Raw genomic sequence first — 25,434 nt, 5'->3', positions numbered from 1 at the left:
CATGTCGCGCGTCGTCCTGCTCTCGGCCAGCCCCTCGGAGAACTCGAAGACGGAGGCGCTGCTCGAATTCATCGCCCGTCGGCTCGGCCAGTACGGTCACCGCACAGAGTTCATCAAACTGCGTCACCTGCCCGCCGGACCTCTCCTGGTCGGCGACGGAAGTGACGGCCTCATCGCCTCGGCGCGAGACACGGTCGCTGCGGCCGATGCAGTGGCCGTCGGGTCGCCCGTCTTCAAAGCCACGTACACCGGCCTGCTCAAGGTCTTCGTCGATCTGCTGCCGATGGACGCCCTGCACGGCAAACCCGTGCTGCCGCTGCTCACCGGCGGATCCGCCGCCCACGTCCTCGCCCTCGACTACGGTCTCAAACCGCTGCTGGCCACGCTCGGGGCGAGCGCGATCGGCCGCGGCCGCTTCGTCTCATCGAAGCACATCCTCCCGGCCACGGACACGACTCCGCCGAGCATCGACGAATCCGTCGAACTCGACGTCGTCGACGCCATCGATCAGTTCGACTCGGAGCTGACCGTCCGAGCCCGGTCGTGCACCCACGCCGAGGCGGCCGACGCCGAATCCCTCATCACGTCCCAGATCACGACCGATAGGAACTCCTCATGAGCTTCATCATCTCCACTACGCTGAACCCCGACCCGCTCTCCGGCCCGGCGACCGCGAAGACGCTTGACGGCCACGCGGACTTCGCTCTCATACCCGATGACTTCACCGGGCTCGACGCGATCGAATTCGCGTCCTGGCTCGGACCGTTGACCAGCAGGCTCGGGATCGTCCCCGAAGCACGCATCACCCATCTCGAACCCTTCCATCTGGCCACAGCCTCTGCGACGCTCGACTACGCGGCCCGCGCCCGCGCCGGACTGGCCGTCGGCGTCTCGACCACCCTCGCGGAGGCGTCACTCTTCGGTCGCCGCAGTCCTGCCGCCGGCACGGATGCGTGGGCCGAAGCCGCCGGAGTCATCGACGTCATCCGTCGCCTCTGGGATTCGTGGGACGATGATGCGATCATCCGCGACCAGGACACAGACCGCTACATCGACCGCGACCGCCTCCACTACATCGACGCGCAACTGCAGGATTCGACCGGCACCGCCTACTCGGTCCTCGGCCCCTCGATCACGCCCCGTCCCCCGCAGGGTCACCCACCGATCATCGTCCGTGCGGAGACCGGCAACGAGGCGGCCCGTTTCGCAGCCGACATCGTCCTCGTCGACGAGGCTGCGGGCACCGTCTCGCTCGAGGACCTGCGTGCCGAGCTGGACCCGGGCGTCCCGGTGCTCGCAGTGCTGCCGTCCCCCTCAAGTCCCGCCGAGGCGGCAGAGCTCGTCGGCTCCGTGCGCATCCTCGCCGAACGCGGGGCCTCGGGGATGCTGCTGACCACATCGGCTGAGGGCCAGCTCGAGTTCAGCGTCCGGCTCGTCTCGGAGATCATCCCATCCCTGCACGCGGCGGGTCTGCGCGAGGCTCCCGAGGCCGCTTCGGCTCGCGCCGACGCCACCTGGACCAGCGAGCTGCGCACCCGCCTCGGGCTCAGTCCGGCAGTGAGCTTCTATGCCGATGCATGAACGGCCGGAATCGGCCGGCTTCGCGGCCGACCGCGATGTCCCCGGGCTGGGGGAGCATCGCGCCGACCTCACATTCATCGGCGCCGGTCCGAAGACTCTGGGCATTCTGCTCGCGATCGCCGCGACCGCGAATGCCGGAACGGGCCTGCGTATCCATCTCGTCGACCCGTTCCCGCCGGGAGCCGGGCGGATCTGGCGGACCGACCAGTCGCCGCACCTGTGGATGAACTCACGCACCGAGGACATCACGATCTACCCCGACGAGAGCTGCCGACTCGAGGGCCCCGGCATCGCAGGTCCGACCCTGCACGAGTGGATTCACGGGCCCGGTCTGGACCGTCTGACGCAGGCGGGCCTCGGCGCCGAGGCGGCAGCGCTCGACTCCCAGTCGTTCGCCAGCCGCCGGGTCTTGGGCCACTACCTGTCCGCGGCCTTCGAGCTCGCTCTCGATCGGCTCGGCGCCGAGGTGCGCATCCACTGTGCCCGCGCCGAGGCGGTGCGCCGAGGCGAAGACGACCGCGGATTCGTGGTCACCACCTCCGTCGGTGCGAAGATCGCCACCGACGTCCTCGTCTCGGCTCAGGGACATCTCGATATGCGCACCGCCGAGCAGGATGCGGTCCTGGCCGACCGTGCGGCCGCCCCCGCGGGAAACGGTCTGTACTATCAGGCTCCCGGATACACGGCCGACCTCGACTTCAGCAACATCCCCGCCGGCGCTGAGGTGCTCACCCGCGGCTTCGGACTCGCGTTCCTCGACTTCATGGTCATGGTCACCGAGGGCCGCGGCGGTGAGTTCGTCGACGACGGTGAACGGCTCCGCTACCGGCCCGCAGGCACCGAACCGGTGCTGTGGGTGGGATCCTCCCGTGGCATCTCGTACAGTCCGAAGCTCGGCTACAGCCAGGTCGAGGTGCCCGGCGCACCGACCGTGGCACTGCGGTACTTGGACCGCGTGGCAGACGGACCTGATCGCGAGGGCAGGGACCGTCCCGGAAGTGGGCACCGCCTCGGCGAGAGTCCCGGGTTCATCGATTTCGGTGCGGTGCTCGGTCCGCTGTTCGAACTCGAACTCACCTACGCTCACTACGAACACGTGCTGTGGAAGCGCGGTATCGATGCCCCCGAACTGCTCGAGAGCATCGACGAAGCAGCCGAGTGGGTCCGCGCGGGCCGCGCGGGTGCGAACGGGGCGGAGGTCATCACCGGCGCCGGCTTCGAAACCATCTCCGAGGCCGCTCGCGAGGTCATCACCGATGAGGACGATCTGTTCGATCTGGCCCGCATCGACCGTCCCCTGGCCGATCTGCGCTGCGTTGATCTCCCTTCTGCAGAGGTGAGCGTGCGCGACCACATCTCCGGGCATCTCAAACGCAGTGCCGATGCGCACCACTCTGCCGACCTCGCCGTCTTCAACGCTCTGGTCAAGGCATATGTGCAGATCAGAGTGCTCGTGCGCGACGGTCGGGTCAGCAATGACGATCGCACGGAGTTCGTCGAAGGCAGCTTCCATTCCCTGTTCTCGTTCATCGGCAGCGGCCCGCCGCCGGAGAGAGTCAAGCAGATCCTCGCTCTCCACGAAGCCGGTCTCGTTCGGTTCCTCGGTCCCGGATTGAGCATCGACGCCGATACTGCCGGTTTCACCGCCCGCTCCACCGCTCACCCGGAGGCGAAGACCTTCACACATTTCGTCGATGCCCGTTTGGCTCGGCAGAGTGCGGAGAAGGCAGCCGATCCGGTCCTCGAAACACTGCGAGCGGACGGCCGACTGCTGCTCGAGACCGCGGCTCACGCGAAGCTGCGCACCGACGGGGCGGGCCGCGCTCTCGACGCACATGGTCGGGCACAAAGCGATCTGTTCCTCCTCGGCCCCGCGGTCTCCGGATCGACCGCCGAGGCCTTCAGCCGCCCGCAGACGGGCGCCCCCGTGTTCGCTGACAACGAGCGCATTGCCAGGGCGATCCTCGACGCCGTCACGGTGGACGCCGGAACTCGCGAACTCCTGGCCGGATGATGGGCCGCGCAGCGGCGGGATCGATCGACGATCACGTCACGTCCGGACGAGACGGCGGCCGCCTCGGCGAGGAATCACGACCTTCTGCGTCGAAAAATGACGACGATCAACGACATATGACATGCAGTGACAGTGCGCGTCACCGAGCACGCACGAACGGGATTCGGCCACTCACACTGAATCACACCGCAGTTGCAGCGGTGCCCATCAGTGAAGGAAGGATCCGCCGTGAGTTCACCCCGTTTCGAACCCACCACACCCGCCGGAATCTCGACCCGATCGGTGCACTCGGGAGCCATGCCCGAGGCGCACACCGGTTCGGTCGTGGCCCCGATCTTCCAGACCTCCACTTATCAGATGGACACCCCGGGCGAGACCCGCGCCGGCTTCGACTACGCGCGCACGGGCACGCCGAATCGCAGCGACCTCGAACAGGCCCTGTGCGAATTGGAGGGCGCGTCGTTCGCAGCGGCCGTCAACTCGGGAACCTCGGCCGAGGTGGCCGTGTTCTCCTCTCTGCTGCGTCCCGGCGACGAGGTCATCCTGCCCCGCGACGTCTACGGCGGGACCTTCCGTCTCCTGCAGAACGAATACGTGCGTTGGGGCGTGGTCATCCGCACCGTCGATCTCACCGACACTGCGGCGCTCGCCGCCGCCATCAACGACAACACCGCGATCGTCTGGGTCGAGACCCCGAGCAATCCCGGGCTCGACATCATCGATATCGCCGAGGCGGCCCGCCTTGCCCACCGAGCGAACGCGCTCCTGGCCGTGGACTCGACCTTCGCGACCCCGGTGCTGCAGCGTCCGTTGGATCTCGGCGCCGATATCGTCGTCCACTCGACGACGAAGTTCATCAACGGTCACTCCGATGTCATCGGCGGGGCGGTGCTGGCCGGTGACGGAACGAGCTGTCCCCGCGCCGCCGAGGTGGTCGACCGTCTCGAAAGCCACCTCGCGTCCGTCGGGCTGGGCATCTCCCCGTTCGACGCGTGGCTGACCCGGCGCGGAATCAAGACCCTGCCGGTGCGGATGAAAGCGCACTGTGCCAACGCACAAGCGGTGGCCGAATGGCTCGAGACCCGCGACGAAGTGGCCGACGTGATCTATCCGGGCCTGCCCTCTCACCCCGGGCATGAGGTGGCGAAGCGGCAGATGAGCGGGTTCGGGGGAGTGGTGTCCCTGCGCACCGACACCGAGGAGCGTGCGCTGTCCCTGGTGGCGAACACGAAGCTCATCACTCTGGCCGAGTCGCTCGGGGGAGTGGAGTCGCTCATCGACCATCCGGCGACGATGACGCACCTGTCCGTGGCCGGCAGCGAGGTCAGCGTCTCGGGCAGGTTCATCCGCCTGTCCGTGGGCATCGAGGACATCGACGACATCCTCGCCGACCTCGCTCAGGCCCTCGACGCCACGTCCGGTGATGCGGGCACGAGTTCTGCCGACGGCGCCGCACATACCGCTCCTGCAGGACAGCACCACGTCTCGTCTCCAGCGGCTGCGGTCCCCGTGTAGCCGACGGCATCACGTACCGGGAGCGGCACCTCCTCCCGGTGCGTCGGCACACCTCACCCTTAGTGGCAAATCACCTCGTTGCAGCGGGGTGATTTGTGGCAAAGGGTGAGGGATGTGCGGTTGGTGTCCGCGGTCACAAGGTGTCGGGAAAACCCGACGTGGGGTCGGAGGTCTTCGTGCTGTTCGCGGCCCCGCGGCTCCCGTAGCGTTATTGCTATGAGTGAGAAGCCCCCCGAGAACCCGCAGGATCAGGAGCCGTTCGGCCCCGACCCGCAGGAGACTCACGCCCCTGAGCGCGAAGAGTCCATCAGCGCCGCAGATATCGTCAATGCACCGCCGACCACCGAGGTCGATGCAGAAGCGGTCGACGAACCGACCGCACGTGAAGCAGGAGAGTTCCGGACGAAACCCGTCGATCCCGCCGTGCCGTTCGCGACGGGCTCGACTCGCGTGATGGGAACCGGCGATCAGGCCCAGAGTCCTGGCCACCCGCCGAACTACCCCACCCCACCAGGCTACGCCCCTCAACCCGGACCAGCCCCACACCCCGGCTTCGCCTCTCAACCCGGACCAGCCCCACACCCCGGCTTCGCCCCTCAACCCACACCGCATGCTCAACCCACACCGCATGCTCAACCCACACCGCATGCGCAGCCCGCACCGAACGCCCGGCCCATGCCGGCCGCACAGCCGATGCCACGCCCGCGCCCGCCTCGGCGAGTGAAGCCCAAGCGCGACCCCGTCGCCTATGCGCCGGTCACCGGCTCACTGCCGCTCAGCCGTGAAGACGTCACCGAGATCCCGGCCGACGGGCCGATCACCTGGCCCAAACGCCCCACCGGACTCATCGGTGTTGCCAACCTCGTGCTCTCCGCCGTCCTCGCCGTGATCTGGGCATGGATCCCACTCGGACTGCTGTTCACCGGAATCGGCGGAATCTTCGCCCTCGGCCTCGGCGTCCTCGCCCTCCTCGTCTGGGTCCTCGTCCAGCAAGGCGCGAACAACGCCGAACGCTACCGGGCCGAACTCATCTACTCCGATAAGATCCCCGTTCCGAAGATCGAAAGCAGCAATCGCGACCCCGGCTTCGGTCGGTTCCTCCACAACCGCTGGCTGCAGGTGAAATCCGGCGCCTTCTGGCGCTCGACCGCCCACCACTACATCAAGATGCTCCTCGGCGCGATCGTCGTCGCCGGCACCCTCGCAGGAATCTGCGGATCGATCTTCGGCATCTTCGCGGCCATCAACCCGCACGGAGTCAACACCTTCTTCATCGGCGAATCCATCGACGGGTCGGCCCGCATCGGTGTGGCCATCGGCTCCGTCATCGTCCTCGCCAGCTCCCTGGCCATCCTGTGGTTCGCCCCGCTGCTCGACCGCGCCCTCGACCGGGCCCTGCTGGCACCGGCCCGCACCGTGGCGCTGCAGGCCGAAGTCACCGAACTCGACCGGGCCCGCATGGCCGGCCTTGAGGCGGCCGCGGCGGAACGTCTGCGCATCGAACGCGACCTCCACGACGGAGCCCAGCCCCGCCTCGTCGCCCTGACCATGACCCTGGGAATGGCGAAGACGAAGATCGACTCCGATCCGGAGAAGGCGAAGGAACTCGTGGCCGAAGCCCACACCGAAGCCAAGGGCATCGTCAACGAACTCCGCCAGCTGGCCCGCGGAATCCACCCCGCCGTCCTCACCGACCGCGGCCTCGACGCCGCCGTATCCGCCCTGGCCGGACGGTCGACGATCCCCGTCGACGTCGATGTCCGTCTCGAAGGCCGGATCGGGCGCGAAGCCGAAGCCGTGTCCTACTTCGTCGTCGCCGAATGCCTGACGAACATCGCCAAACACTCCGGCGCCACCCGTGCCAGCGTCTTCATCGCCCCGATCGAGACCGGTGTGCAGATCGTCGTCACCGACAACGGCCACGGCGGTGCACGCGTCGACCGCACCGGCCGTCACACCGGGATCGCCGGTCTCATCGACCGGGTCGAAGCCGCACGTGGCACACTGAACCTGACCAGCCCCGCAGGTGGGCCGACGACTGTAGTTGTGGAGGTGCCATGCGCATCGTAATCGCTGAAGACTCTGCCGTCCTGCGGGCCGGACTCGAAAGGCTGCTCGCCGACGCCGGACATGAGGTCATCGCCGCCGTGCCCGACGCCAACGAACTCCTCGCCGTCGTTCACAACGATCCGCCGGACCTCGCCGTCATCGACGTGCGCATGCCGCCGACGTTCACCGATGAAGGCATCCGCGCCGCCGTCCTCATCCGCAAGCAGAACCCGGACGTCAAGGTCCTCGTGTTCAGCCAGTACGTGGAGGAGCAGTACGCGTCCGAACTCATCGCCGAGAACACCGGCGGCTTCGGCTACCTGCTCAAAGACCGTGTCGCCGACGTCGAAGACTTCCTCACCGCTGTCGATGAGGTCGCAGGCGGCGGCACCGTCCTCGACCCGGAGGTCGTGTCCCAGATCCTCGTGCGCACACGCAAGAAGGACGGACTGTCGACCCTGAGCCCCCGCGAACTCGAAGTCCTCCAGCTCATGGCCGAAGGCAAGTCCAATGCCGCGATCGCCCGCACCCTCTACCTCAGCGCCGGTGCCGTTGAGAAGCACATCTCCTCGGTGTTCACGAAGTTCGGCCTCACCGCCGACACCTCGGAGAACCGCCGCGTCCTCGCCGTCCTCACATTCCTCGGAGCTTAGAATGCCTGCCACAGTCCGCATCAGCGAATCCGCCCGCGTCGGTCTGCGCGCGGTCCTGATCATCCTCGCCGCCGTCGTCCTCCTCATCCCCGTCATCGTCAGCACCGCCCATAGTGCCTCCCGCCTCGACTACGGACGGATCGAGTCGTCCGAATCGCTGCCGAAGGCGATGAAGGAACTCAAGATCGGCCTCGATTCCGGCGGTGCCGTCGAGATCAAGACCGCCGACGTCGCCGAGGCGATCGTGAAGATCACCGGCACCGGTCCCCGCGACAGCTCCGCGAACCTCGAGGTCGACAGTCGCGCCGATACCGCCGAGGTGGCGGTGAAGAACGGTGGGAAACTCGAGAACACCCGGCTGACCGTCACCATCCCGACCACAGAGGCGAAAGACCTCGCCCTCGACTTCGACGGCAACTACGGCCGGTTCGATGTCACCGGTGACTTCGCTGAGATCAACGCCGACACCGGCGGTGGGACCGCGAGTGTGACCGGCTCGGCACAGAAGGTGCGGACCACGAGCGATTGGGGTGCCACCTACCTGGACGGAGACTTCGGGACGGTGTCGGCCAAGACCGGAGTCGGTGCCATCGAAGGTGAGAACCTCACCGTCAGCGACCGCATCGACGTGGTCAGTTCGACGGGAACCGTCGACCTCGACTTCACCAATCAGGCGATGCCCGCCGGCGGAATCATCGCGAAGACGGAAGAAGGCTCGATCGAGCTGCGGGTGCCGAATCTCAAGCTCACCTCGGAAGAGCTGGATGAGGACTTCTTCTACCGGATCAACGCGAAGTCCAATGACGGCACCGTCGACCTCGCCTCCGATCTGAAGAAGTTCGATGTGGCGGATGACCCGAAGGAAGCCAAGGGCAAGATCCTCGTTCCGATCTCGGCCACAGCCGATACTGGTAGGGTCACGGTCAACCAGAACTGAGAAACGACCGGCGCACGGGCGGGCTCGACTGCGGGCCCGCCCATGTGGCGTCTGAGGGGCCGACGATCATGCAGATCACCGTCTATGGAGCCACCGGTACCTTCGGCACGCAGCTGGTGGGCCGACTGCGCGAACGCGGACACACGGTCATCGCTGCTCATCGCGGGAGCGGGGTCGACACGGTGACCGGGCGGGGAGTCGCCGAGGCGGCCGAGGGCAGCGATGTCCTCGTCGACTGCGTCAACCAGCTGACGATGAGCGCCCGCAAAGCCATCGATTTCTTCTCCCACAGCTCCCGTTCGATCGCCGAGGCCGTTGCCGAGCAGCCCGGCACCACCGTGGCCGTCCTGTCGATCGCGTTCCGTCCCGAGGCCGCCGAGTCGCGGATGATGGGCTACTACCAGGGCAAAGCCACGCAGGAGCGCATCTTTCGTCGGCTCATCCCGGAGGAACAGCTGCTGATGTTCCGATCCGCCCAATGGTTCGAACTCGTCGACACGATGACGATCCAAGCCGGGCCGCTGCGTTTCGTGCCGAAGATGCGGGTGCAGGCCCTGGCCGTCACCGAGGCGGCCCGCATGATGGCCGAAGCCATCGACGCACGCGAGCGCGGCACCATCGAGGTCGCCGGTCCCGAGATCAGCGACTTCGCTGAGATCGCCCGCAGACTCGCCGCGGTGCGCGCCCGGAAGTCAGGGACGAGACGTGCGAAGGTCGTCGGCATTCCCCTGCCCGGGCCGATGGCCCGTGACGGACTCATCCCACCGTCACCGAGGATGTCCGATAAGACCGTCGACGAATGGCTGCGCTCGGTCTGAGATCCGGGGCGGGCCGCCTCTGTGGCGGTATCATCCGTTCCGGAGGTTCTCATGGATTGGATGGAATTCGGGCTCGACGGGGTCGACGCGGTCAGGGTCGTCGTCTCGTGCGTCGTCTTCTACGTCGGGATCATTCTGCTGCTGCGCATCTTCGGCCAGCGGACGCTGTCGAATCTTTCCAGCTTCGACCTGGCCCCGGTCATCGCCATCGGGGCGATCATCGGCCGGGCCATCCTCGGTGACACTCCGACCCTCGTCGCGGGCGTACTTGCGCTTGCCACCATGCTCGCCCTGCAGGCGCTGAGCGGGTACAGCCGCCGTTTCGGAATGCTCGCCAAAGTCGTCTACTCACCGGCAGTCGTGCTCATGGCCGGGTCCGAGATCCTCACCGACAACCTCGCGAGGACCCATGTCGATCACGACGAACTCGTCGCGAAGCTGCGCTCGGCCGGGATCCGCAATTTCGGCGAGGTCGCCTGCGTGATCCTCGAATCGACCGGTCAGATCAGCGTCATCCGCCGCGGTGCGCCCATCGACGAGGAGATGCTTGCCGACGCCATCGGAGCTCACCGTGTGCCCCGTGAGGGGTGAGATTCAGTCGGGCTCTTGTGATCGGTCGAGCCCGAGCATCTTCACGCCGTTGGTCCACAGCACCGAACGCATCCAGTCGTCGCCGAGTCCCAGGGCGGCCAGACCTGCGATCTGGTCGACGTACGGGTAGGGGATGTTCGGGAAATCCGAGCCGAGGATGACCTTGTCCTCAAGTCCGGCCAGGCGTTCGCGGTAGGCGGGGGTCACCTCGGCGGGGTCGGAGAAATACCCGGACGCGAACATCGTCGTGTCGAGACAGACATTGTCGAAACGTTCGGCGAGATCGGCGAACTCGTCGTACTCGGGCATGCCCATATGGGCGATGACGAAGGAGAGCTGCGGAAAGCGTTCGAGGACGTTGCCCACCGCGTGCGGGCCGGTGTACGTGCCCGGCAGGGGAGCGGATCCGGCATGGATGACGATCGGCACCCGGGCCTCTTCGAGGGCTCTCCACGCGGGGTCGAGGACCGCGTCGTCGGGTGAGAAGACGCCGACCTGGACGTGGACTTTGAACAGCGTCGCTCCGGCCGCCAGCGCCTTCGGCACATAGTCGGCGCACTCGGGTTCGGCGTAGAGGGTGCCGCAGTGGATGACGTCGTCGTGGGCGGCGGCGAATTCGGCGTTCCAGTCATTCAACCACGCGGCCATGCCGGGCTTGTGCGGGTAGGTCAGCGCCGGGATCGCGCGGATGCCGAGCTCGCGGACGATGCTCAGCCGGGTGTCCGTGTCGAAACGGTAGGTGATCGGCCAGTCGCGGCCGTAGTTGTCGGCGGCATTGTCGAAGTACTGCCACACCTTGTCGAGCACGTTCTGCGGCAGGAAATGGACGTGGATGTCGGCGAGGCCGGGCAGGCCGAGGGCGCGGACGTAGTCGGGGACCTCGGCATCGGTGCGCGGGGGAGCGGTCATCGTGTCGGGCACCTCGAAGACGTGACCGGCCGTGGTCTCGGGGACGTTCATGGCCCCACTCTATGACCTGTCGCCCCACGCGTCCTCAGCGGCCGTCCATGCCCGACACATAGACTGCCCGCATGAGCCTGCGCGATCCGTTCACGATCCCCACCCCGCCCCAGGTCAGACCCGTGGGGCAGGCGCCGTTCTGGACTCCGGGGCAGACCGTGACGTGGACGTTCCGACGGTTCGACTTCGACCGCGACCTCGCCGAGGTGGCCCGACCGATGCGTGTCGTCGCCGACGGGCCGTCCGGTTCTGTTCTGTGGTTGGCCGGGGGTACGCCGACGCAGGAGACCCGCATCGTCGGGTGGGAGAACACGAACGCCCACGATGTGCCGTTGAAGGCGCGGTTCCGATCGCTCGCCGAGGCGCCCACCAGGATCAATGTCGAGGGCACGTGGCGGGGCCGCGGGGTGCTCAAGATCGTCCCGCCGAAGGTTCCTTTCTCCGTATGGGTGCTGCTCAAAGATGCTGTGGACGGTGTCGATCGTACCGAGCCCGGCGGTGTGCGGGCCGAGTGGTACATCAATCTCGAGGCCACGCACGTACGCAGCGATGATGCGCTGTTCACCAGCGATCACATCCTCGACATCACCTTTCCGACCGCCTCGATGCCCCTGCACGCCGCGGACGGTCGGCTCGATCCGACCGGTGCCGTATTCAAGGACGTCGACGAGCTCGCCGCGGCGGCGAACTTCGGGGCGTGGCCGAGGGAGTGGTCGGAGGTCATCCGGGACAATGGCAGCCACCTGCTCGACCACCTCGGCGATTTCGATTGGGCCTTCGACCCCGAGTGGGAGACCGTGGCCCGCGACCTGGTGGGGAAGGCCCGATTGGGGGCCGCCTCGGTGTCAGAAAAATCGTTCGTTCAGGAACATCGGCGACCGCAGAATGGTTGTTATGACCGACAGCATCGGTGATCGTCGCGGATGCACCTGTCGCCCCACTGAAGCACACAAGCGAAGAATGATCTGCTGCTGAAAGGAACCGTCTCCATGACGACCAACCATCGGATTCGCCTGAACTCGCGCCCCGTGGGCGCTCCAACTGCGGAGAACTACCTGCTCGACGAGGTGCCTGTGCCGGCCCCGGGCGAGGGGCAGGTGCTGCTGCGCACGCTCTACCTCTCGCTCGACCCGTACATGCGCGGCCGGATGTCGGATGCGAAGTCCTACGCGAAGCCCGTCGAGGTCGGCGATGTCATGGTCGGTGCCACCGTGTCCGAGGTCGTCGAATCCAATGCCGAGGGCTTCGCCGCCGGTGAGATCGTCCTCGGCTACGGCGGGTGGCAGGAGTATTCGGTGGAGTCGACCGGGCATCTGCGCAAGATCGACCCGGAGCTCGCACCGATCTCCACCCACCTCGGTGTGCTCGGCATGCCCGGGTTCACCGCGTATGCAGGTCTGCTCGAGATCGGTCAGCCGAAGGAAGGCGAGACCGTGGCCGTGGCCGCCGCCACCGGGCCTGTCGGGTCCGTCGTCGGTCAGATCGCGAAGATCAAGGGTGCGACCGCCGTCGGCATCGCCGGCGGTCCGGACAAGGTCGCCCACCTCGAGGAACTCGGCTTCGATGTGGCACTGGACCACCGGAGCGGGAACCTGCGGCAGGAGCTGAAGGACGCAGTGCCGCAGGGCATCGACGTCTATTACGAGAACGTCGGCGGCGCCGTGTTCGACGCTGTGCTGCCCCGGCTCAACACCTTCGCTCGCGTGCCCGTGTGCGGACTCGTCGCGAACTACAATCTCACTTCGCTGCCCGAGGGCCCGGACCGTTCGGGGGCGCTCATGGGCAACATCCTGACGAAGTCGCTGCTGGTCCGCGGCTTCATCCAGACCGAGTTCGCCGAGCGTCTCACCGGTCAGTTCCTCGAGGACATGAGCGGCTGGCTCAAGGAGGGCAAGGTCCGCTTCCGCGAGGACATCCGCCCCGGTCTCGACAAGGCTCCCGAGTACTTCAATGATCTGCTCACCGGTGGGAACTTCGGCAAGATGGTCGTCGCCGTGGGCGCCGAGAGCTGAGGCTGTCAGGTCTTCACTGAAACGGAAACGAGGAGGCGGCGTCGGCCAGAACTGGTCGACGCCGCCTCCTCGTTGTCGGCAAAGCTCCTCTGGTCAGCCCGGCAGGTATTCGGTGACCGGGAACGAGGCTCTTACGATCTGCCGCAACTCGCTCAGATTCGAATTCTCATCGACCTGACCGACGGCCCGGGCCTGGATGAGCAGGTTGCCGATCGCCGTGGCCTCGACTGGCCCGGCGAGCACCCTCCGACCGGCACGATTCGCGGTGAGCTGGCAGAGCAGAGTGTTCTGTGAACCACCGCCGACGATGTGGATCGTCTCCACGGTCCGGCCCGTCAGCTCCTCGGCGGTTGCAAGGGTCTCGGCATAAGCGGCAGCGAGCGATTCGAGGATCGATCGGACCACCTCGGCGCGGGTGCGCGGAGGTTCGACGCCGTGCTCACGGCACCACTCGCGGATGCGGGCGGGCATGTCTCCGGGTGGGGTGAACCGATCGTCGGACGGGTCGAACACTGCCACCGGGGTCGTGATTGCGGCCGCCTCGGCGAGCAGCGTCTCGAGATCCGAACTGCGCTGAGCGTCGGTGGCGTCGTGCTCCCACTGTCGCATCGATTCGCTCAGCAGCCACAGGCCCGAGACGTTCTTGAGGAACCGGATCGTCCCGTCGACTCCGCCCTCATTCGTGAAATTCGCCCGGCGGGCTGCCTCGGTCACGACCGGGTCGTCGATCTCGAGTCCGACCAAGGACCAGGTGCCGCTGGAGATATAGGCGCAGTTCTGCCCGTCCATCGGCACGGCCACCACCGCCGAGGCGGTGTCATGGCTGCCTACGGCCGTGACCTGGATCGGTTCGACCGCACCGATCCGCTCAGCCACCGGTGCGCTGAGGGCGCCGATGCGCTCACCAGGAGCAATGAGATCAGGCAGCAGATCGGCAGGCAGTCCGAGCAGTCTCATGAGTTCTGAGTCCCAGCTGCCGTCATGAACTGACAGCAGACCGGTCGTCGACGCGTTCGTCAGCTCCGTGCGCTGCTGACCGGTGAGCCAGAAGGCGATGAGATCGGGGACGAGCAGTGCCCGGTCGGCGAGGTCGAGGAGCCCGGACTCGGCTTCGGCCGCAAACTGGAAGACGGTGTTGAAGTCGAGGTGCTGCAACCCGTTGTGGGTGAAGAGCTCATCAGGGGCGACGTGCTCGTGGACGAGCTCAACTCCACGCAGGTTCCGTCCGTCCCGGTAGTGATGCGGAATCCCGAGCAGGTCTCCATCGCGCAGCAGCCCATAGTCGACGGCCCATGAGTCGATGCCGATGCTCACCAATCCCGGGCTCCTGAGGAAGGCCTCTCGGAGGCCCGTGCTCAATTCAGCGAAGAGCGACTGGATATTCCAGTGCATGCTCTCGCCCAAGAACTGCGGCACATTCGCAAACCGAGCCACGGGCTTCATCCGCAGCACACCGTCGCTCACCCCGCCCAAGATGACCCGGCCGCTCGTAGCGCCCAGATCGACCGCGGCGAGAGTGAGACCGGCAGCAGAATCAGTGATGTCCATGTGTGTGATGATCTCCGTTGGAACGCGGCTCACCGCAGGAATGCTGCGGCGACGCCGGCATCGACGGGCACGTGCAGGCCGGTCGTGTGTGAGAAGTCCGAGGTGCACAGTGCATAGACTGCGTTGGCCACATTCTCCGGGACCACCTCGCGGCCGAGGATCGTCCGCTGAGCATAGAACTTGCCCAGGTCCTTCTCCTCCACGCCATAGGTCTTCGCGCGCTGTGCGCCCCAACCGCCCGCGAAGATGCCCGAACCGCGCACCACCCCATCGGGATTGATGCCGTTGACGCGGATGCCGTGTTCGCCGAGCTCGGCGGCGAGCAGGCGCACCTGATGCGCTTGGTCGGCCTTCGTCGCCGAATAGGCGATGTTGTTCGGTCCGGCGAAGACGGAGTTCTTCGAGGAGATGTAGACGATGTCACCGCCGAGTCCCTGGTCGACGAGTATCCGGGCGGCATTCTTCGACACGAGGAACGAGCCCTTCGCCATGACATCGTGCTGGAGATCCCAATCGGCCTCGGTCGTATCGAACAGCGACTTCGACAGCGACAGACCGGCGTTGTTGACGACGAGGTCGAGCCCGCCGAAGGCGAGCACCGCTTCATTCAGTGCCGCCTGCACTCCGGCTTCATCGGAGACATCGGCTGCGACACCGATGGCGACATCGGTCGACCCGAGTTCGGCCGCGACCTCCTGCGCCTTGTCCCGGTCGAGATCGGCGATGACGACGCAGGCGCCTTCGGCGACGAGGCGAGTGGCGATGGCTTTGCCGATTCCCGACGCCGCGCCGGTGACGAATGCGATGCGACCGGCCAGCGGCTTAGGTGCAGGCCTGCGCTGCAGCTTGGCTTCCTCGAGAGCCCAGTATTCGATGCGGAACTTCTCCGCCTCGCTGATGGGAGCGTAGGTAGACAGCGCTTCGGCTCCGCGCATGACGTTGATGGCGTTGACGTAGAACTCACCGGCGACCCGCGCCGTCTGCTTGTCCGCGCCATAGGAGAACATGCCCACCCCCGGAACGAGGATGATCGCCGGATCCGCCCCGCGCATGGCCGGTGTCTCGGCATCGGCATGGCGGTCGTAATAGGCCGCATAATCGGCCCGGTAGGCTTCGTGCAGTGCGGGGAGTGCGGCGATGATCTCTTCCACCGAGGCGGCCGCCGGCAGGTCGATGACCAGTGGCTTCACCTTCGTGCGGAGGAAATGGTCCGGGCAGCTCGTGCCGAGTTCGGCCAGCGCATTGAGTTTCTCCCCGGCGAGGAATTCGAGCACCGCCGGTTCATCGGTGAAGTGCCCGACCATCGTTGTGTCCGCCGAGGCGAGCCCGCGCAGTTGGGGTGCGAGGGCCGCGGCCTTGGCACGGCGTTCGTCCTCCGGCAGGGCCGAGTAGTCGGAACGGGCCGGACCGAAGGGTTCGGGGCGACCGTGCTCTTCGATGTAGCGGGCCGCGGTGTCGATGATCCACCGTGAGTTGGCCTCGGACTCCGCCGAGGTGGCTCCCCATGCCGTGATTCCGTGACCTCCCAGGATGGTGCCGATGGCCTGCGGGTTCTCTGCTTTGATGGCTGCGATGTCGAGGCCGAGCTGGAACCCGGGCCGACGCCACGGCACCCAGACGACTGTGTCGCCGAAGATCCTCTTCGTCAGCTCCTCACCGTCGGCTGCGGTGGCGATGGCGATTCCGGAGTCCGGGTGGAGGTGGTCGACATGGGCGGCATCGACGAGCCCGTGCATGGCGGTGTCGATCGAGGGTGCGGCACCGCCCTTGCCGTGCAGGGTGTAGTCGAAGGCCGCGACCATCTCGTCCTCGCGTTCGACTCCGGGATAGGTGTTCTCCATCGCCCGCAGCCGGTCGAGGCGGAGGACTGCGAGACCGTCGGGAGTGAGCGTTCCGAGATCTCCGCCGGAGCCCTTGACCCAGAGCAGTTCGACGTCGTCGCCGGTCACCGGGTCGACATCGGTGCCTTTGGCCGAAGTGTTGCCGCCGGCATAGTTCGTATTGCGACGGTCGGCCCCCAGCGAATTCGAGCGGGCGATGAGGTCGTTGACGATCGGGTGGGTCATGGTTCTCCTCGAACGATGGTGCAGGTGAGTAAGGATGCGGGGAGGGTGTCTCAGGCGCCCCAGCCGGCCTGGGTGCCGCCGATGCGATCGGCCGCGATCTGCTCCTGATAGCCGGATTCGCGGAAGGCGCGGATGGGGTCGGCCGGCAGTCCGCGGGAGACGCGCCAGTCAGCGAGGTCGCCGCGCACATCGGTGTAGAACGCATCCATGAAGATGTCATTGGCGCTGATGACATCGCCTGCGCGCTGAGCTGCAGTGAGCGCCTCGGTGTCGATGAGGAGTGCTCGTGCAGTCATCTCCTGAACATTGAGCACCGAGCGGATCTGACCTTCGATCTTGTTCTCGACGTTGTGGCACTGGTCGAGCATGAACGCGATAACGGGACTGTTGAGGCCGCCTCCGCGGATCACTTCGTGGATGATCCGGAAGAGCTGGAACGGGTCGGCAGCACCGACCATGAGGTCATCATCGGCGTAGAACCGCGAATTGAAGTCGAAGGAGCCGAGCTTGCCGAGGCGCAGCAGCTGCATGACGATGAACTCGATGTTCGTGCCCGGAGCGTGGTGGCCGGTGTCGAGGCAGACGAGCGCGTTGTCGCCCAGGGCCGCGACCTGGGTGTAGCTCGTTCCCCAGTCGGGCACATCCGTGTGATAGAACGAGGGCTCGAAGAACTTGTATTCGAGCACCATCCGCTGTTCCTCGCCGAGGCGGTCATAGATCTTCGACAGCGAATCGTGGAGTCGGTCCTGACGGCCCCGCATATCCGCCTGACCTGGGTAGTTCGACCCCTCGGCCAGCCAGATCTTGAGGTCTCTCGATCCCGTGCGATCCATGACGTCGATGCACTCGAGATGAGCGTCGATGGCCTTGGTGCGGATGCTCTCGTCCTCATGGGTGAGCGCACCGAACTTGTAGTCATCGTCCTGGAAGGTGTTCGAGTTGACCGTGCCCAAGCGCACGCCGAGTCCGGCGGCATGGGCAGACAGTTCATCGAAATCGCAGAGGTCCCACGGAATGTGCAGCGCCACCTGTGGAGCGAGTCCGGTGAGTTCGTGGACCTTCGCGGCATCGGCGATCTTCTCGAATGGGTCACGCGGAGTGCCCGGGGTGCCGAAGACCTTGAACCGAGTGCCGGAGTTCCCGAACGCCCAGGACGGCAGTTCGATCTCCTGCGCAGCGAGCTGGTCGGTGATGTCGGCGAAAGTGGGGCGAGTGCTCATGAGAGTCGGTGTTCCTTACTGTTGCTGTGGTGCTGAGAACGCGGTGAGGCTGAGAGGTCAGCGGGACGCTGGATCGGAGGCCGTGCTCACTTCGGGTGAGCGGCCGCTCGGGTCGTGGTGAGCTGGTCTTCCAAGTGGAAGACCTCGCGCAGCCGTTCGGGGCCCGCGTCGAAGGATCCTCCGGCGGCGAAGAACGGTGACATCGATTCCTGCCAGGCGGTGTTGATCTCTGTCAGCTCCATTCCCTGCTGAGCGGCTTCGTAGTCGTCTGTCTCGAGATAGCCGATGACCATGCCGGACGGATCCGCGAACAGTGAGTAGTTGCGCCACCCGGTGGATTCCAGCGCCTCGAGCATGTCCGGCCAGACGGCCCGGTGGGCCGCGATGTACTCATCCAGACGGGCTGGGTCGACCTGCATGCGGAAGCACACCCGCTCCATCTCAGCGTTCCCTGACTGCGGTGGAATCGGTCGAACCGGACGCCGCGGTTCCGTCGGTGCGGATGTTGCCCGCGGCCGCCTCGGTGGCATGATCGGCGTCGAGGAGCCGACCGTAACGTTCGATCTCGATCTCCTCGAGTGTCTTGTTCTGGGTCTTCGGTGCCCAGATCATGCCGATGAGCAGGGCGGCGACGAGGAGTCCGACGATGAGGACGCCGACCCCGTGGATGCCGGTCGTCTCGAGCATGAGCGGGAACCACAGGGAGAGGACACCGACCATGACGCGCACGATCATGAACATGAAGCCCTGAGCAGAGGCACGGTAACGGGTGGCGAAGAGCTCGGCCGCCCACAGTCCGTAGAAGGCCTGAGCACCCAGTCCGGACGAGATGCCCCAGCCGATGGCGAAGACGAGCAGAGAGAACCAGCCGGCGGGTCCCCAGATGAGCACGGCCCACGCGATGACGCCGAGGCCCGCACCGAAGCCGTAGAGCCAACGGCGGGAGACCTTGTCGCCGTAGCGCATGAAACCGAAGAACGTCGCCGCGCTGGTCAGACCCCAGACAAGGACCTGAAGCAGGTACTGGGAGCGGGCATCGGTGAGTCCGGTCGCCTCGTAGATGCGGGGCTGGAAGATTCCGGCCTGACCGGCCACCGTGTTCCACAGGCCATAGACGCCGATGAGAAAGAGAAGAGCGGTGATGTTCTTCTTCTTGGTGAACATCTCGAAGATTCCGCGGTAGGTCCCGACGTTGTTCGGGTTCGCGTTCTTTTCCTTCCAGCGTCGCGATTCGCTCAGTCCGCGGCGAACCCACCACGTGATGAAGGCGATGACGAAGAGGTGGGCGAAGATGATGCGGGAGCCGAGCAGGCCCATGGGTTCGAGCAGCGCAGCGAGAAGGAAGCCGATCATCGGTCCGATCGACCAGGCCAACTGCGCGACGCCGACGTGACCGGCCCGGCGTCCGTCAGGGGCCTCCTCGGCGATATAGGTCCACGCTGCTGTGACTCCGGCACCGACGGCGATGCCGGTGAGGACGAATCCGATGAGCAGGGAGGCGAAATTGAACGCAAAGACTGCGAACAGCGTGCCGAACATGTACAGGAGGAGGTCGTAGGTGTAGATGAATTTCCGGCCGTAGCGGTCACAGAGCGGTCCGCCGATGGCAGCGCCGATCGCGGCGCCGAAGGCATTGGCGCTCAGGGCGGACAGCAGGCCGACTGCCAGGCTGTCGAGTCCGAATTCGGTCTGCCACAGACTCATGCTCGTCGCGATCGCGATGATCGAGCCGGCTTCGATGTAATTCGACATGGCCACGGCGACCGTGGCCTTCCATTTGGACGACGTCGTTGTGTCCTTCATAGGTTCCTCCAGGGTGACTCGGTGATCGCGGCTTCGCGAACCCGGCGATGAATTGAAACGTTTCAATATGATGATGAGAACGCTAGCATGTCATCGAGGTCACATCAAGACGGTGGCCGGAAGCTGTCTGAGCGACGGTGATTGCGACGGCCGGAACTCCGCGGTGTCAGGCACAATGAGACATGCCGTCGGCAACGAGTCGTAGGGCAACAGCACTGATCACAGAGGGAGACTCATGGCGAAAGTGAGTATGCGCGAGGTCGCGGACCGAGCCGGAGTCTCGGTCGGTACCGTTTCGCATGTGGTCAACGGGTCATCGAAGGTCGCCGAGGCGACGGCTGCGAAGGTCAACGCCGCCATCGAGGAGCTCGGATTCGTTCGCAATGCTGCCGCCCGACAGCTGCGTTCGGGGCACAGCAGCAGTCTCGGCCTCGTCGTGCTCGACACCTCGAACCCGTTCTTCGCTTCCGTTGCGCATGGTGCCCGGCAGGCTTGTGACGAGGCCGGACTGGCCCTGCTCATCGGCGATTCGGGCACCGATGAGCAGCGGGAGGGGAAGTATCTCGACCTCTTCGCCGAGCAGCGGGTCAACGGTCTGCTTGTGACTCCGACCGGCTCTGACCTGTCGCGGCTCGAAGCGATTGCGGCCCGGGGTACGCCTGTCATGCTCGTCGACCGGGGCTCGAACGGCTATGCCCTGTCCTCGGTGACGGTGGACAACATCGCCGGGGGACGGATGGCACTCGACCACATCATTGCCGGAGGCTGCAGGCGTCCGGCCTTCATCGGGGGGCCGCAGTCGCTGCCGCAGGTGTCCGATCGCTTGGCCGGAGCCGCAGAGAGGGCACGCGAGTCCGGACTCGAACTGCCTGTCTACAGCACCCCGGAGCTGACGATCCTGGCGGGGCGCGATGCGGGCGAAGAGGTCGTCGGTCAGCCGGCGGACCAGCGACCCGACGCGGTCTTCTGCGCCAATGACCTGTTGGCGGTCGGGTTCATGCAGGCGGTCATCATGTTCAGCGACCTGAGGATCCCTGACGACATCGCGATCGTCGGCTATGACGACATCGACTATGCGTTCTCGACGATCGTTCCCCTGACGTCAGTTCGGCAGCCGGCGGAGCTGTTGGGACGGACCGCGGTGGAAACGCTTCTGCACGAGAACGCATCGGCTTCAGACGATCATCATGATCGCCGGTTCACGCCCGAACTCGTGGTGCGGGGTTCGACCCGCCCGGTGTGAGCCGGATTCACGCGAAGTGAGCGAACACCTCGGCCGGGTCGAGTCCGAAGCTCAATGCGAGGCTGAGCACGATGCGGGCCTTGCGGGCATCGAGGATTCCGGCGGGAACGAGTCCGGTCTCGAGCAGGCCGATCTCTCCGCCGGGGTAGCCGTAGGTTAGGCGCAGGCTCGCACCTGATCCGGTGCGGGAGGCGAGCACCACGGGCATCGCCTCCGTCAGGCGGGTCACGGCGGGCAGCAGGTCCTCGGGGACGTGCCCACCTCCGACCCCGGAGATCACGGCGCCGGCGAAGCCGGAACCGGCGATGAGATCAAGGGTCTCTGCCGGTTCGCCCATCCCCACCTCGGCGAGGGCGACCTTGCTCAGCTGGGACGGACGGGACAGGCCGGCGAACGGAGACGTCGGAGTCTGGGGTGCGTGCGGGAGATGGAGGTCATCCTCGCTCAGCCACCCTATCGCCCCGAGGACGGGACCGGAGGAGAACGCCGCGGTCGACGTCGTGTGCGACTTCGACACGAACCTCGGATCGTGGACCTCGTCGTTGAACACCAGGGATGCAGGCAGGTTGCCGACCTGGTCGGACAGGGCAGTGAGCGCGGCCGCCCGGACGTTGGCCGGTCCGTCGGCTCCGGGCAGAGTCGGATTGCGCATGGCCCCGGTGGCAGCGATGTGCGTTCCCGAGTCATTGAGCAACCACAGACCGAACGCCGACTCCTCGAGGGTGTCGGTGCCCTGGGTCAGCACGATGCCATCGGCCGTGGACGTGCGGGCGAGATCGACGACGTCGAAGAGCATCTCAAGGGTGACATTCGCACTCGAGACCTGAGCGACCTGAGTGAAATCGGCCTGCAGATCCGGCCAGACCTGGTCGAGGCCCGCGGCCGCGGCGATCTCCGCTCCGCTGAGTGCTGGGGCGACTCCGCCTGATGCATCGGCGGTCGATGCAATGGTGCCGCCGAGAGCGGCCAAGAGCAGGTGAGGGGCGGTGCGGGGTGTGGTCTCAGGCATGATTCGAGTCTATCGTCAGTTCGTGCGCAGAAGCCGTCGTCGGTTCTGCGTCCGTGCCGTTTGCTAATCTCCACGCATGGATCCCGATACAGTGCTCCGCCTGGCCCACGAGCAGGCCATGCAGTACCCGTCTGTCGAGATCGCCTATCCCTTCGGTCCTGACAACGCTGTCTACAAGGTACGCGGGAAGATGTTCATGATGGCCTATGAGCTGCGCGGAGTCCCGAGCCTCAACCTCAAGATCGATCCCCTCGACGGTGAGGTGCTGAGAGATGCCTATGCGGAGATCTCACCCGGATATCATATGAATAAGAAGCACTGGATCACCGTGGCCGGCGAAGGAGACGGTGCTGGCGGCGACCGGCTCGATGCCGAACTGCTTCACGATCTTGTCCTCGAGTCCTACTGTCGTGTCGTGACCAAGATGTCCAAGCGGGACCGCCCTGTTGACCCGGACGTCTTCGGCGGGCGCGGGGATGACTGAGAACGTACGGGAGGCGGCTGCGATGCAACCGCCATTGCGCCGCCACCAAGACGAAGCGCTCGCGACTCTGCGCGACGGATCCGCTGCCGATGAGCGCCGATCCTGGATCGTCCTGCCTCCCGGTGCGGGAAAGACCCGCGTCGGCATCGACTACGCGACCCACCTGCTCGACCGGAAGCTCGTCGAGCAGGTCGTGGCATTCGGCCCGAATACGGCGATCCAAGGTCAATGGGCCAAGGAATGGAACCGCCTCGGCGAGGGGCGTCCTCCCGCCGGAGGCACACGCGAACTCACCCAGACCTTCACCGCTCTGACCTACCAGTCCCTGGCCGTCTTCGACACGGAACGGGAGACCGTCGACCGTGAGGACGACACTCGCACCACGGACCGCGACCTCGAGGACCGCTTAACCGATTCCCCCGCCTCTGGACCAGGTGGCGACCTGCTCGACTCCCTGGCCGCTGGTGGCAGGGCCCTTGTCGAGAGCCTCGTCGACGGTGGTCCGACACTGCTCATCCTCGACGAATGCCACCACCTGCTCGAGGTCTGGGGACGTCTGCTGTCGGACCTGCTCGCCCTGCTTCCCGACGTATGGGTGCTCGGACTCACCGCCACCCCACCAGCGACGATGTCGACCCGACACCGGGAACTCGTCGCCGACCTCTTCTCCTCCGTCCGCTACTCCGCGTCCATCCCCGCCCTCGTCAGAGAAGGCGACCTCGTGCCCTTCGCGGACCTCGTCTGGGTCACCGAACCCACCCGGGAGGAACAGGACTGGCTGTCGGCCCAGGCCGAAAGGCACACCGAGTTCATCACCGGCATCCTCGACCCCGGCCAGGGCACGATCGGGCTGCTCGAATGGGTGGACCGACGATTCCTCGGCGACCGTGCCGAATCGGTGGACTGGCAGACGATGAGCCGGCAGCGACCTGAACTCTGCGATGCGGCCCTGCGCCTCCACCACGCCGCTCTGCTGCGTCTGCCTCCCGGAGCCCGACCCGGCGAACAGCACCGCCGCGACCCCGACACCGATGACTGGGCCCGGCTCATCGAAGACTGGATGCAACACCACCTGCTCGTCTCCGACTCCGCGTCCGACCAGGACCTCGCCGAGGAGATTCGCCGACGGCTGCCCGCGATCGGCTGCCGCTGGACGCGCCACGGAATCGCCGCCGGCCGGTCCCCGGCCGACCGGGTCCTGTCCCACTCGGCGTCGAAGCCGCGCGCCTGTGTCGACATCGCCGCAGTTGAAGCGGCGACCCTCGGCGACCACCTGCGGATGCTCGTCCTCTGCGACTTCGAGTCCGCCACCGCGACCTTGGCCGCAGATGTCCGCGCGGTCCTCGACGAACGGTCCGGATCCGCACTCCTGACTCTTGAGGGCTTGGCCGCCGACTCCCAGACGGCACATCTGAACCCGCTGCTCGTCTCCGGGCGCACCGTCGCGGGACCACCGGACGTGCTGCGCGCGCTCATCGACTTCATCGCCGGCGACGACGCCGACCTCGCCGCCCGGCTCAGCGTCACTGATCCCATCACCGGTGTCAGCCGCATCGACGGGCGTTGGACGAGCCGTGACTGGGTGCCGTACGTGACCTCGTTCTTCACCTCCGGAGCAGCGCAGGTGCTCATCGGCACCCGGGCGCTACTCGGCGAAGGTTGGGATGCACCGGCCGTGACCGGACTCATCGACCTCACCACCGCGACCACCCCGACCGCCGTGACGCAGACCCGCGGCCGGGCGCTGCGCGAAGATCCGAACTGGGCACAGAAGGTCGCCCTCAACTGGACCGTCGTGTGCATCAGCCCAGACCACCCGCGCGGAGGACAGGACTGGACCCGACTCGTGCGCAAGCACGACGGCTTCTTCGGCACTGACGCAAGCGGCGAGATCGTCGACGGCGTCGCCCATATCGACCCCGCGTTCTCGCCGTTCCACCCGCCCAAGGACGATATCGACGCCATCAATGCGCGGATGATCACGCGTGCGCAAGCCCGCACCGAGGTGGCGCAACGGTGGAACGTCGGCGCGGACTACCGCGACGAGGAGCTGCGGTCGGTGCGCATCGTCGCCGATCATCCCCGGCCCGAGATTGCACCGACGAAAAACGCCTCCGACAGCGCTCGTGCCACTGCTGATGCCGCTGCTGGTGCTGAAGGCATCATCCCGAAGCCGCGGCACCGCGACGGCGACCCCGGAAAGATCCTCCCCATCACTCTTCGCATGCCGATCGTCCTCGTCTGGGCAACGGCGGGTCTCCTCATGTTGGCGACAGCGGTGCTGAGCAGCGGAGCCGCGGCGTGGATCCTCGGCATCATCGCCGTCGGACTGCTGCTGAGCCTGCCCTGCGTCCTCACCATTGCCGGCGGTCGCAGGCACCGCATCTACGGGGTCACCCCGACAGTCGCGCAGATCGCCGGTGCCGTCGCCGAGGCGCTTCATTCCCTCGAGCTGAGCAGTTCCGGAGCCGACGCGGTGCGGATGAGGATCGATGCACGCGGTGACCTGCGGTGTCACCTCGACGCGGATCCCGCCTCGGCGGAGGCCTTCGCTCTCTCCCTCGACGAAGCGGTGTCACCGATCGGTGAACCGCGGTACCTGCTTCCGTGCTGGCAGCTGCCGAGGCGCGCCCACGGGCTGCGCGGCTGGTGGACGCAGTTGAAGTGGGGGACCGGCACCGCCCAGAAGGCTGACCCGATCTGGGTGGGCGTGCCCGCCGTGCTGGGGACGAAGAAGGAACGCGCCGTGGCCTTCGCCGACGCCTGGGACACCTGGATCGGAGGAGGTGAACCGATCTACACCCGCAGTCCCGGCGGGGCCGGCATCCTTGCAGCCGTGCGCGGAGGCGATCCTTGGTCGATGACCTCGGTGCTGCGCATGCGCTGGCGCTGAGCCGCGAATTGGCGCGGACCCGCCGGTGCGTCGAGAAT

General features: G+C 66.3%; 21 protein-coding genes. 14 read left to right on the top strand and 7 right to left on the bottom strand.

Annotation, left to right across the window (positions count from 1 at the left end; genetic code table 11):
• The first annotated feature begins 1 nt into the window (after nt 1).
• The 9 genes from HF684_RS16875 (at nt 2) to HF684_RS16835 (ending at nt 10,158) form a co-directional block, all read left to right on the top strand.
• Nucleotides 2-619: an NAD(P)H-dependent oxidoreductase gene (locus tag HF684_RS16875; RefSeq protein ID WP_169253414.1), complete on the top strand. Its 618-nt coding sequence runs from the start codon at nt 2-4 to the stop codon at nt 617-619.
• Nucleotides 616-1,581 (top strand): LLM class flavin-dependent oxidoreductase, encoded by a 966-nt coding sequence (locus HF684_RS16870; RefSeq protein WP_169253413.1) that lies wholly within the window; start codon nt 616-618, stop codon nt 1,579-1,581. The genes HF684_RS16875 and HF684_RS16870 overlap by 4 nt, the downstream gene beginning before the upstream one ends.
• On the top strand, nt 1,568-3,595 hold the full coding sequence (locus tag HF684_RS16865; RefSeq protein ID WP_169253412.1) for an FAD/NAD(P)-binding protein: 2,028 nt from the start codon (nt 1,568-1,570) through the stop codon (nt 3,593-3,595). The genes HF684_RS16870 and HF684_RS16865 overlap by 14 nt, the downstream gene beginning before the upstream one ends.
• 228 nt (nt 3,596-3,823) lie before the next feature.
• Entirely contained in the window at nt 3,824-5,110 is a 1,287-nt protein-coding gene (locus tag HF684_RS16860; protein ID WP_282433909.1) for an aminotransferase class I/II-fold pyridoxal phosphate-dependent enzyme, read from the top strand.
• Nucleotides 5,111-5,326: 216 nt separating this feature from the next.
• On the top strand, nt 5,327-7,180 hold the full coding sequence (locus HF684_RS16855) for a histidine kinase (RefSeq protein ID WP_169253411.1): 1,854 nt from the start codon (nt 5,327-5,329) through the stop codon (nt 7,178-7,180).
• Nucleotides 7,168-7,812: a response regulator transcription factor gene (locus tag HF684_RS16850; RefSeq protein WP_101555324.1), complete on the top strand. Its 645-nt coding sequence runs from the start codon at nt 7,168-7,170 to the stop codon at nt 7,810-7,812. Before HF684_RS16855 ends, HF684_RS16850 begins: the two co-directional genes overlap by 13 nt.
• 1 nt (nt 7,813) lies before the next feature.
• On the top strand, nt 7,814-8,749 hold the full coding sequence (locus HF684_RS16845) for a hypothetical protein (protein WP_169253410.1): 936 nt from the start codon (nt 7,814-7,816) through the stop codon (nt 8,747-8,749).
• 68 nt (nt 8,750-8,817) lie between these two features.
• Nucleotides 8,818-9,567 (top strand): SDR family oxidoreductase, encoded by a 750-nt coding sequence (locus tag HF684_RS16840; RefSeq protein WP_169253409.1) that lies wholly within the window; start codon nt 8,818-8,820, stop codon nt 9,565-9,567.
• Between the two features lie 51 nt (nt 9,568-9,618).
• Nucleotides 9,619-10,158, top strand: a complete 540-nt coding sequence (locus HF684_RS16835; protein ID WP_169253408.1) for a YetF domain-containing protein — start codon at nt 9,619-9,621, stop codon at nt 10,156-10,158.
• Between the two features lie 3 nt (nt 10,159-10,161).
• Here HF684_RS16835 and HF684_RS16830 read toward each other — a convergent pair whose 3' ends face one another.
• Nucleotides 10,162-11,118 carry an amidohydrolase family protein gene (locus HF684_RS16830; protein ID WP_248279009.1) on the bottom strand — a complete coding sequence of 319 codons (957 nt, stop codon included), beginning with the start codon at nt 11,116-11,118 and terminating at the stop codon, nt 10,162-10,164.
• A 71-nt stretch (nt 11,119-11,189) separates the two neighbouring features.
• On the opposite strand from HF684_RS16830, the gene HF684_RS16825 reads away from it, so the two are divergent.
• On the top strand, nt 11,190-12,032 hold the full coding sequence (locus HF684_RS16825; protein WP_169253407.1) for a DUF402 domain-containing protein: 843 nt from the start codon (nt 11,190-11,192) through the stop codon (nt 12,030-12,032).
• A gap of 75 nt (nt 12,033-12,107) precedes the next feature.
• Nucleotides 12,108-13,130, top strand: coding sequence for an NADP-dependent oxidoreductase (locus tag HF684_RS16820; protein ID WP_169253406.1), 1,023 nt, complete (start codon nt 12,108-12,110; stop codon nt 13,128-13,130).
• Between the two features lie 93 nt (nt 13,131-13,223).
• Here the strand turns inward: HF684_RS16820 and HF684_RS16815 are convergent, their stop codons facing one another.
• From HF684_RS16815 to HF684_RS16795, 5 genes are all read right to left on the bottom strand, one after another.
• A complete protein-coding gene (locus HF684_RS16815) occupies nt 13,224-14,678 on the bottom strand; it encodes a rhamnulokinase family protein (protein ID WP_169253405.1) in 1,455 nt (484 codons plus the stop codon).
• Between the two features lie 29 nt (nt 14,679-14,707).
• Nucleotides 14,708-16,744, bottom strand: coding sequence for a bifunctional aldolase/short-chain dehydrogenase (locus HF684_RS16810; RefSeq protein ID WP_169253404.1), 2,037 nt, complete (start codon nt 16,742-16,744; stop codon nt 14,708-14,710).
• A 50-nt stretch (nt 16,745-16,794) separates the two neighbouring features.
• A complete protein-coding gene (gene rhaI / locus HF684_RS16805) occupies nt 16,795-17,964 on the bottom strand; it encodes an L-rhamnose isomerase (protein WP_169253403.1) in 1,170 nt (389 codons plus the stop codon).
• 86 nt (nt 17,965-18,050) lie between these two features.
• Nucleotides 18,051-18,404, bottom strand: coding sequence for an L-rhamnose mutarotase (locus HF684_RS16800; protein ID WP_169253402.1), 354 nt, complete (start codon nt 18,402-18,404; stop codon nt 18,051-18,053).
• Between the two features lies 1 nt (nt 18,405).
• A complete protein-coding gene (locus tag HF684_RS16795; protein ID WP_211168021.1) occupies nt 18,406-19,767 on the bottom strand; it encodes an MFS transporter in 1,362 nt (453 codons plus the stop codon).
• A 235-nt stretch (nt 19,768-20,002) separates the two neighbouring features.
• Between HF684_RS16795 and HF684_RS16790 the strand changes: the two genes are divergently transcribed.
• Nucleotides 20,003-21,010, top strand: coding sequence for a LacI family DNA-binding transcriptional regulator (locus HF684_RS16790; protein WP_169253401.1), 1,008 nt, complete (start codon nt 20,003-20,005; stop codon nt 21,008-21,010).
• Nucleotides 21,011-21,017: 7 nt separating this feature from the next.
• Here the strand turns inward: HF684_RS16790 and HF684_RS16785 are convergent, their stop codons facing one another.
• Nucleotides 21,018-22,019 carry an asparaginase gene (locus tag HF684_RS16785; RefSeq protein WP_169253400.1) on the bottom strand — a complete coding sequence of 334 codons (1,002 nt, stop codon included), beginning with the start codon at nt 22,017-22,019 and terminating at the stop codon, nt 21,018-21,020.
• Between the two features lie 76 nt (nt 22,020-22,095).
• Between HF684_RS16785 and HF684_RS16780 the strand changes: the two genes are divergently transcribed.
• Together HF684_RS16780 and HF684_RS16775 are read left to right on the top strand one after the other, a co-directional pair.
• Nucleotides 22,096-22,503, top strand: coding sequence for an MmcQ/YjbR family DNA-binding protein (locus tag HF684_RS16780; RefSeq protein ID WP_169253399.1), 408 nt, complete (start codon nt 22,096-22,098; stop codon nt 22,501-22,503).
• Between the two features lie 22 nt (nt 22,504-22,525).
• Nucleotides 22,526-25,396: a DEAD/DEAH box helicase family protein gene (locus tag HF684_RS16775; RefSeq protein WP_169253398.1), complete on the top strand. Its 2,871-nt coding sequence runs from the start codon at nt 22,526-22,528 to the stop codon at nt 25,394-25,396.
• Nucleotides 25,397-25,434 lie beyond the last annotated feature (38 nt).

The sequence above is a fragment of the Brevibacterium sp. 'Marine' genome (genome assembly GCF_012844365.1).
In the GTDB taxonomy this organism is placed as follows: domain Bacteria; phylum Actinomycetota; class Actinomycetes; order Actinomycetales; family Brevibacteriaceae; genus Brevibacterium.
The sequence above is the reverse complement of the archived record's forward strand: the minus strand, read 5'-3'. Positions and strand labels throughout refer to the sequence as shown.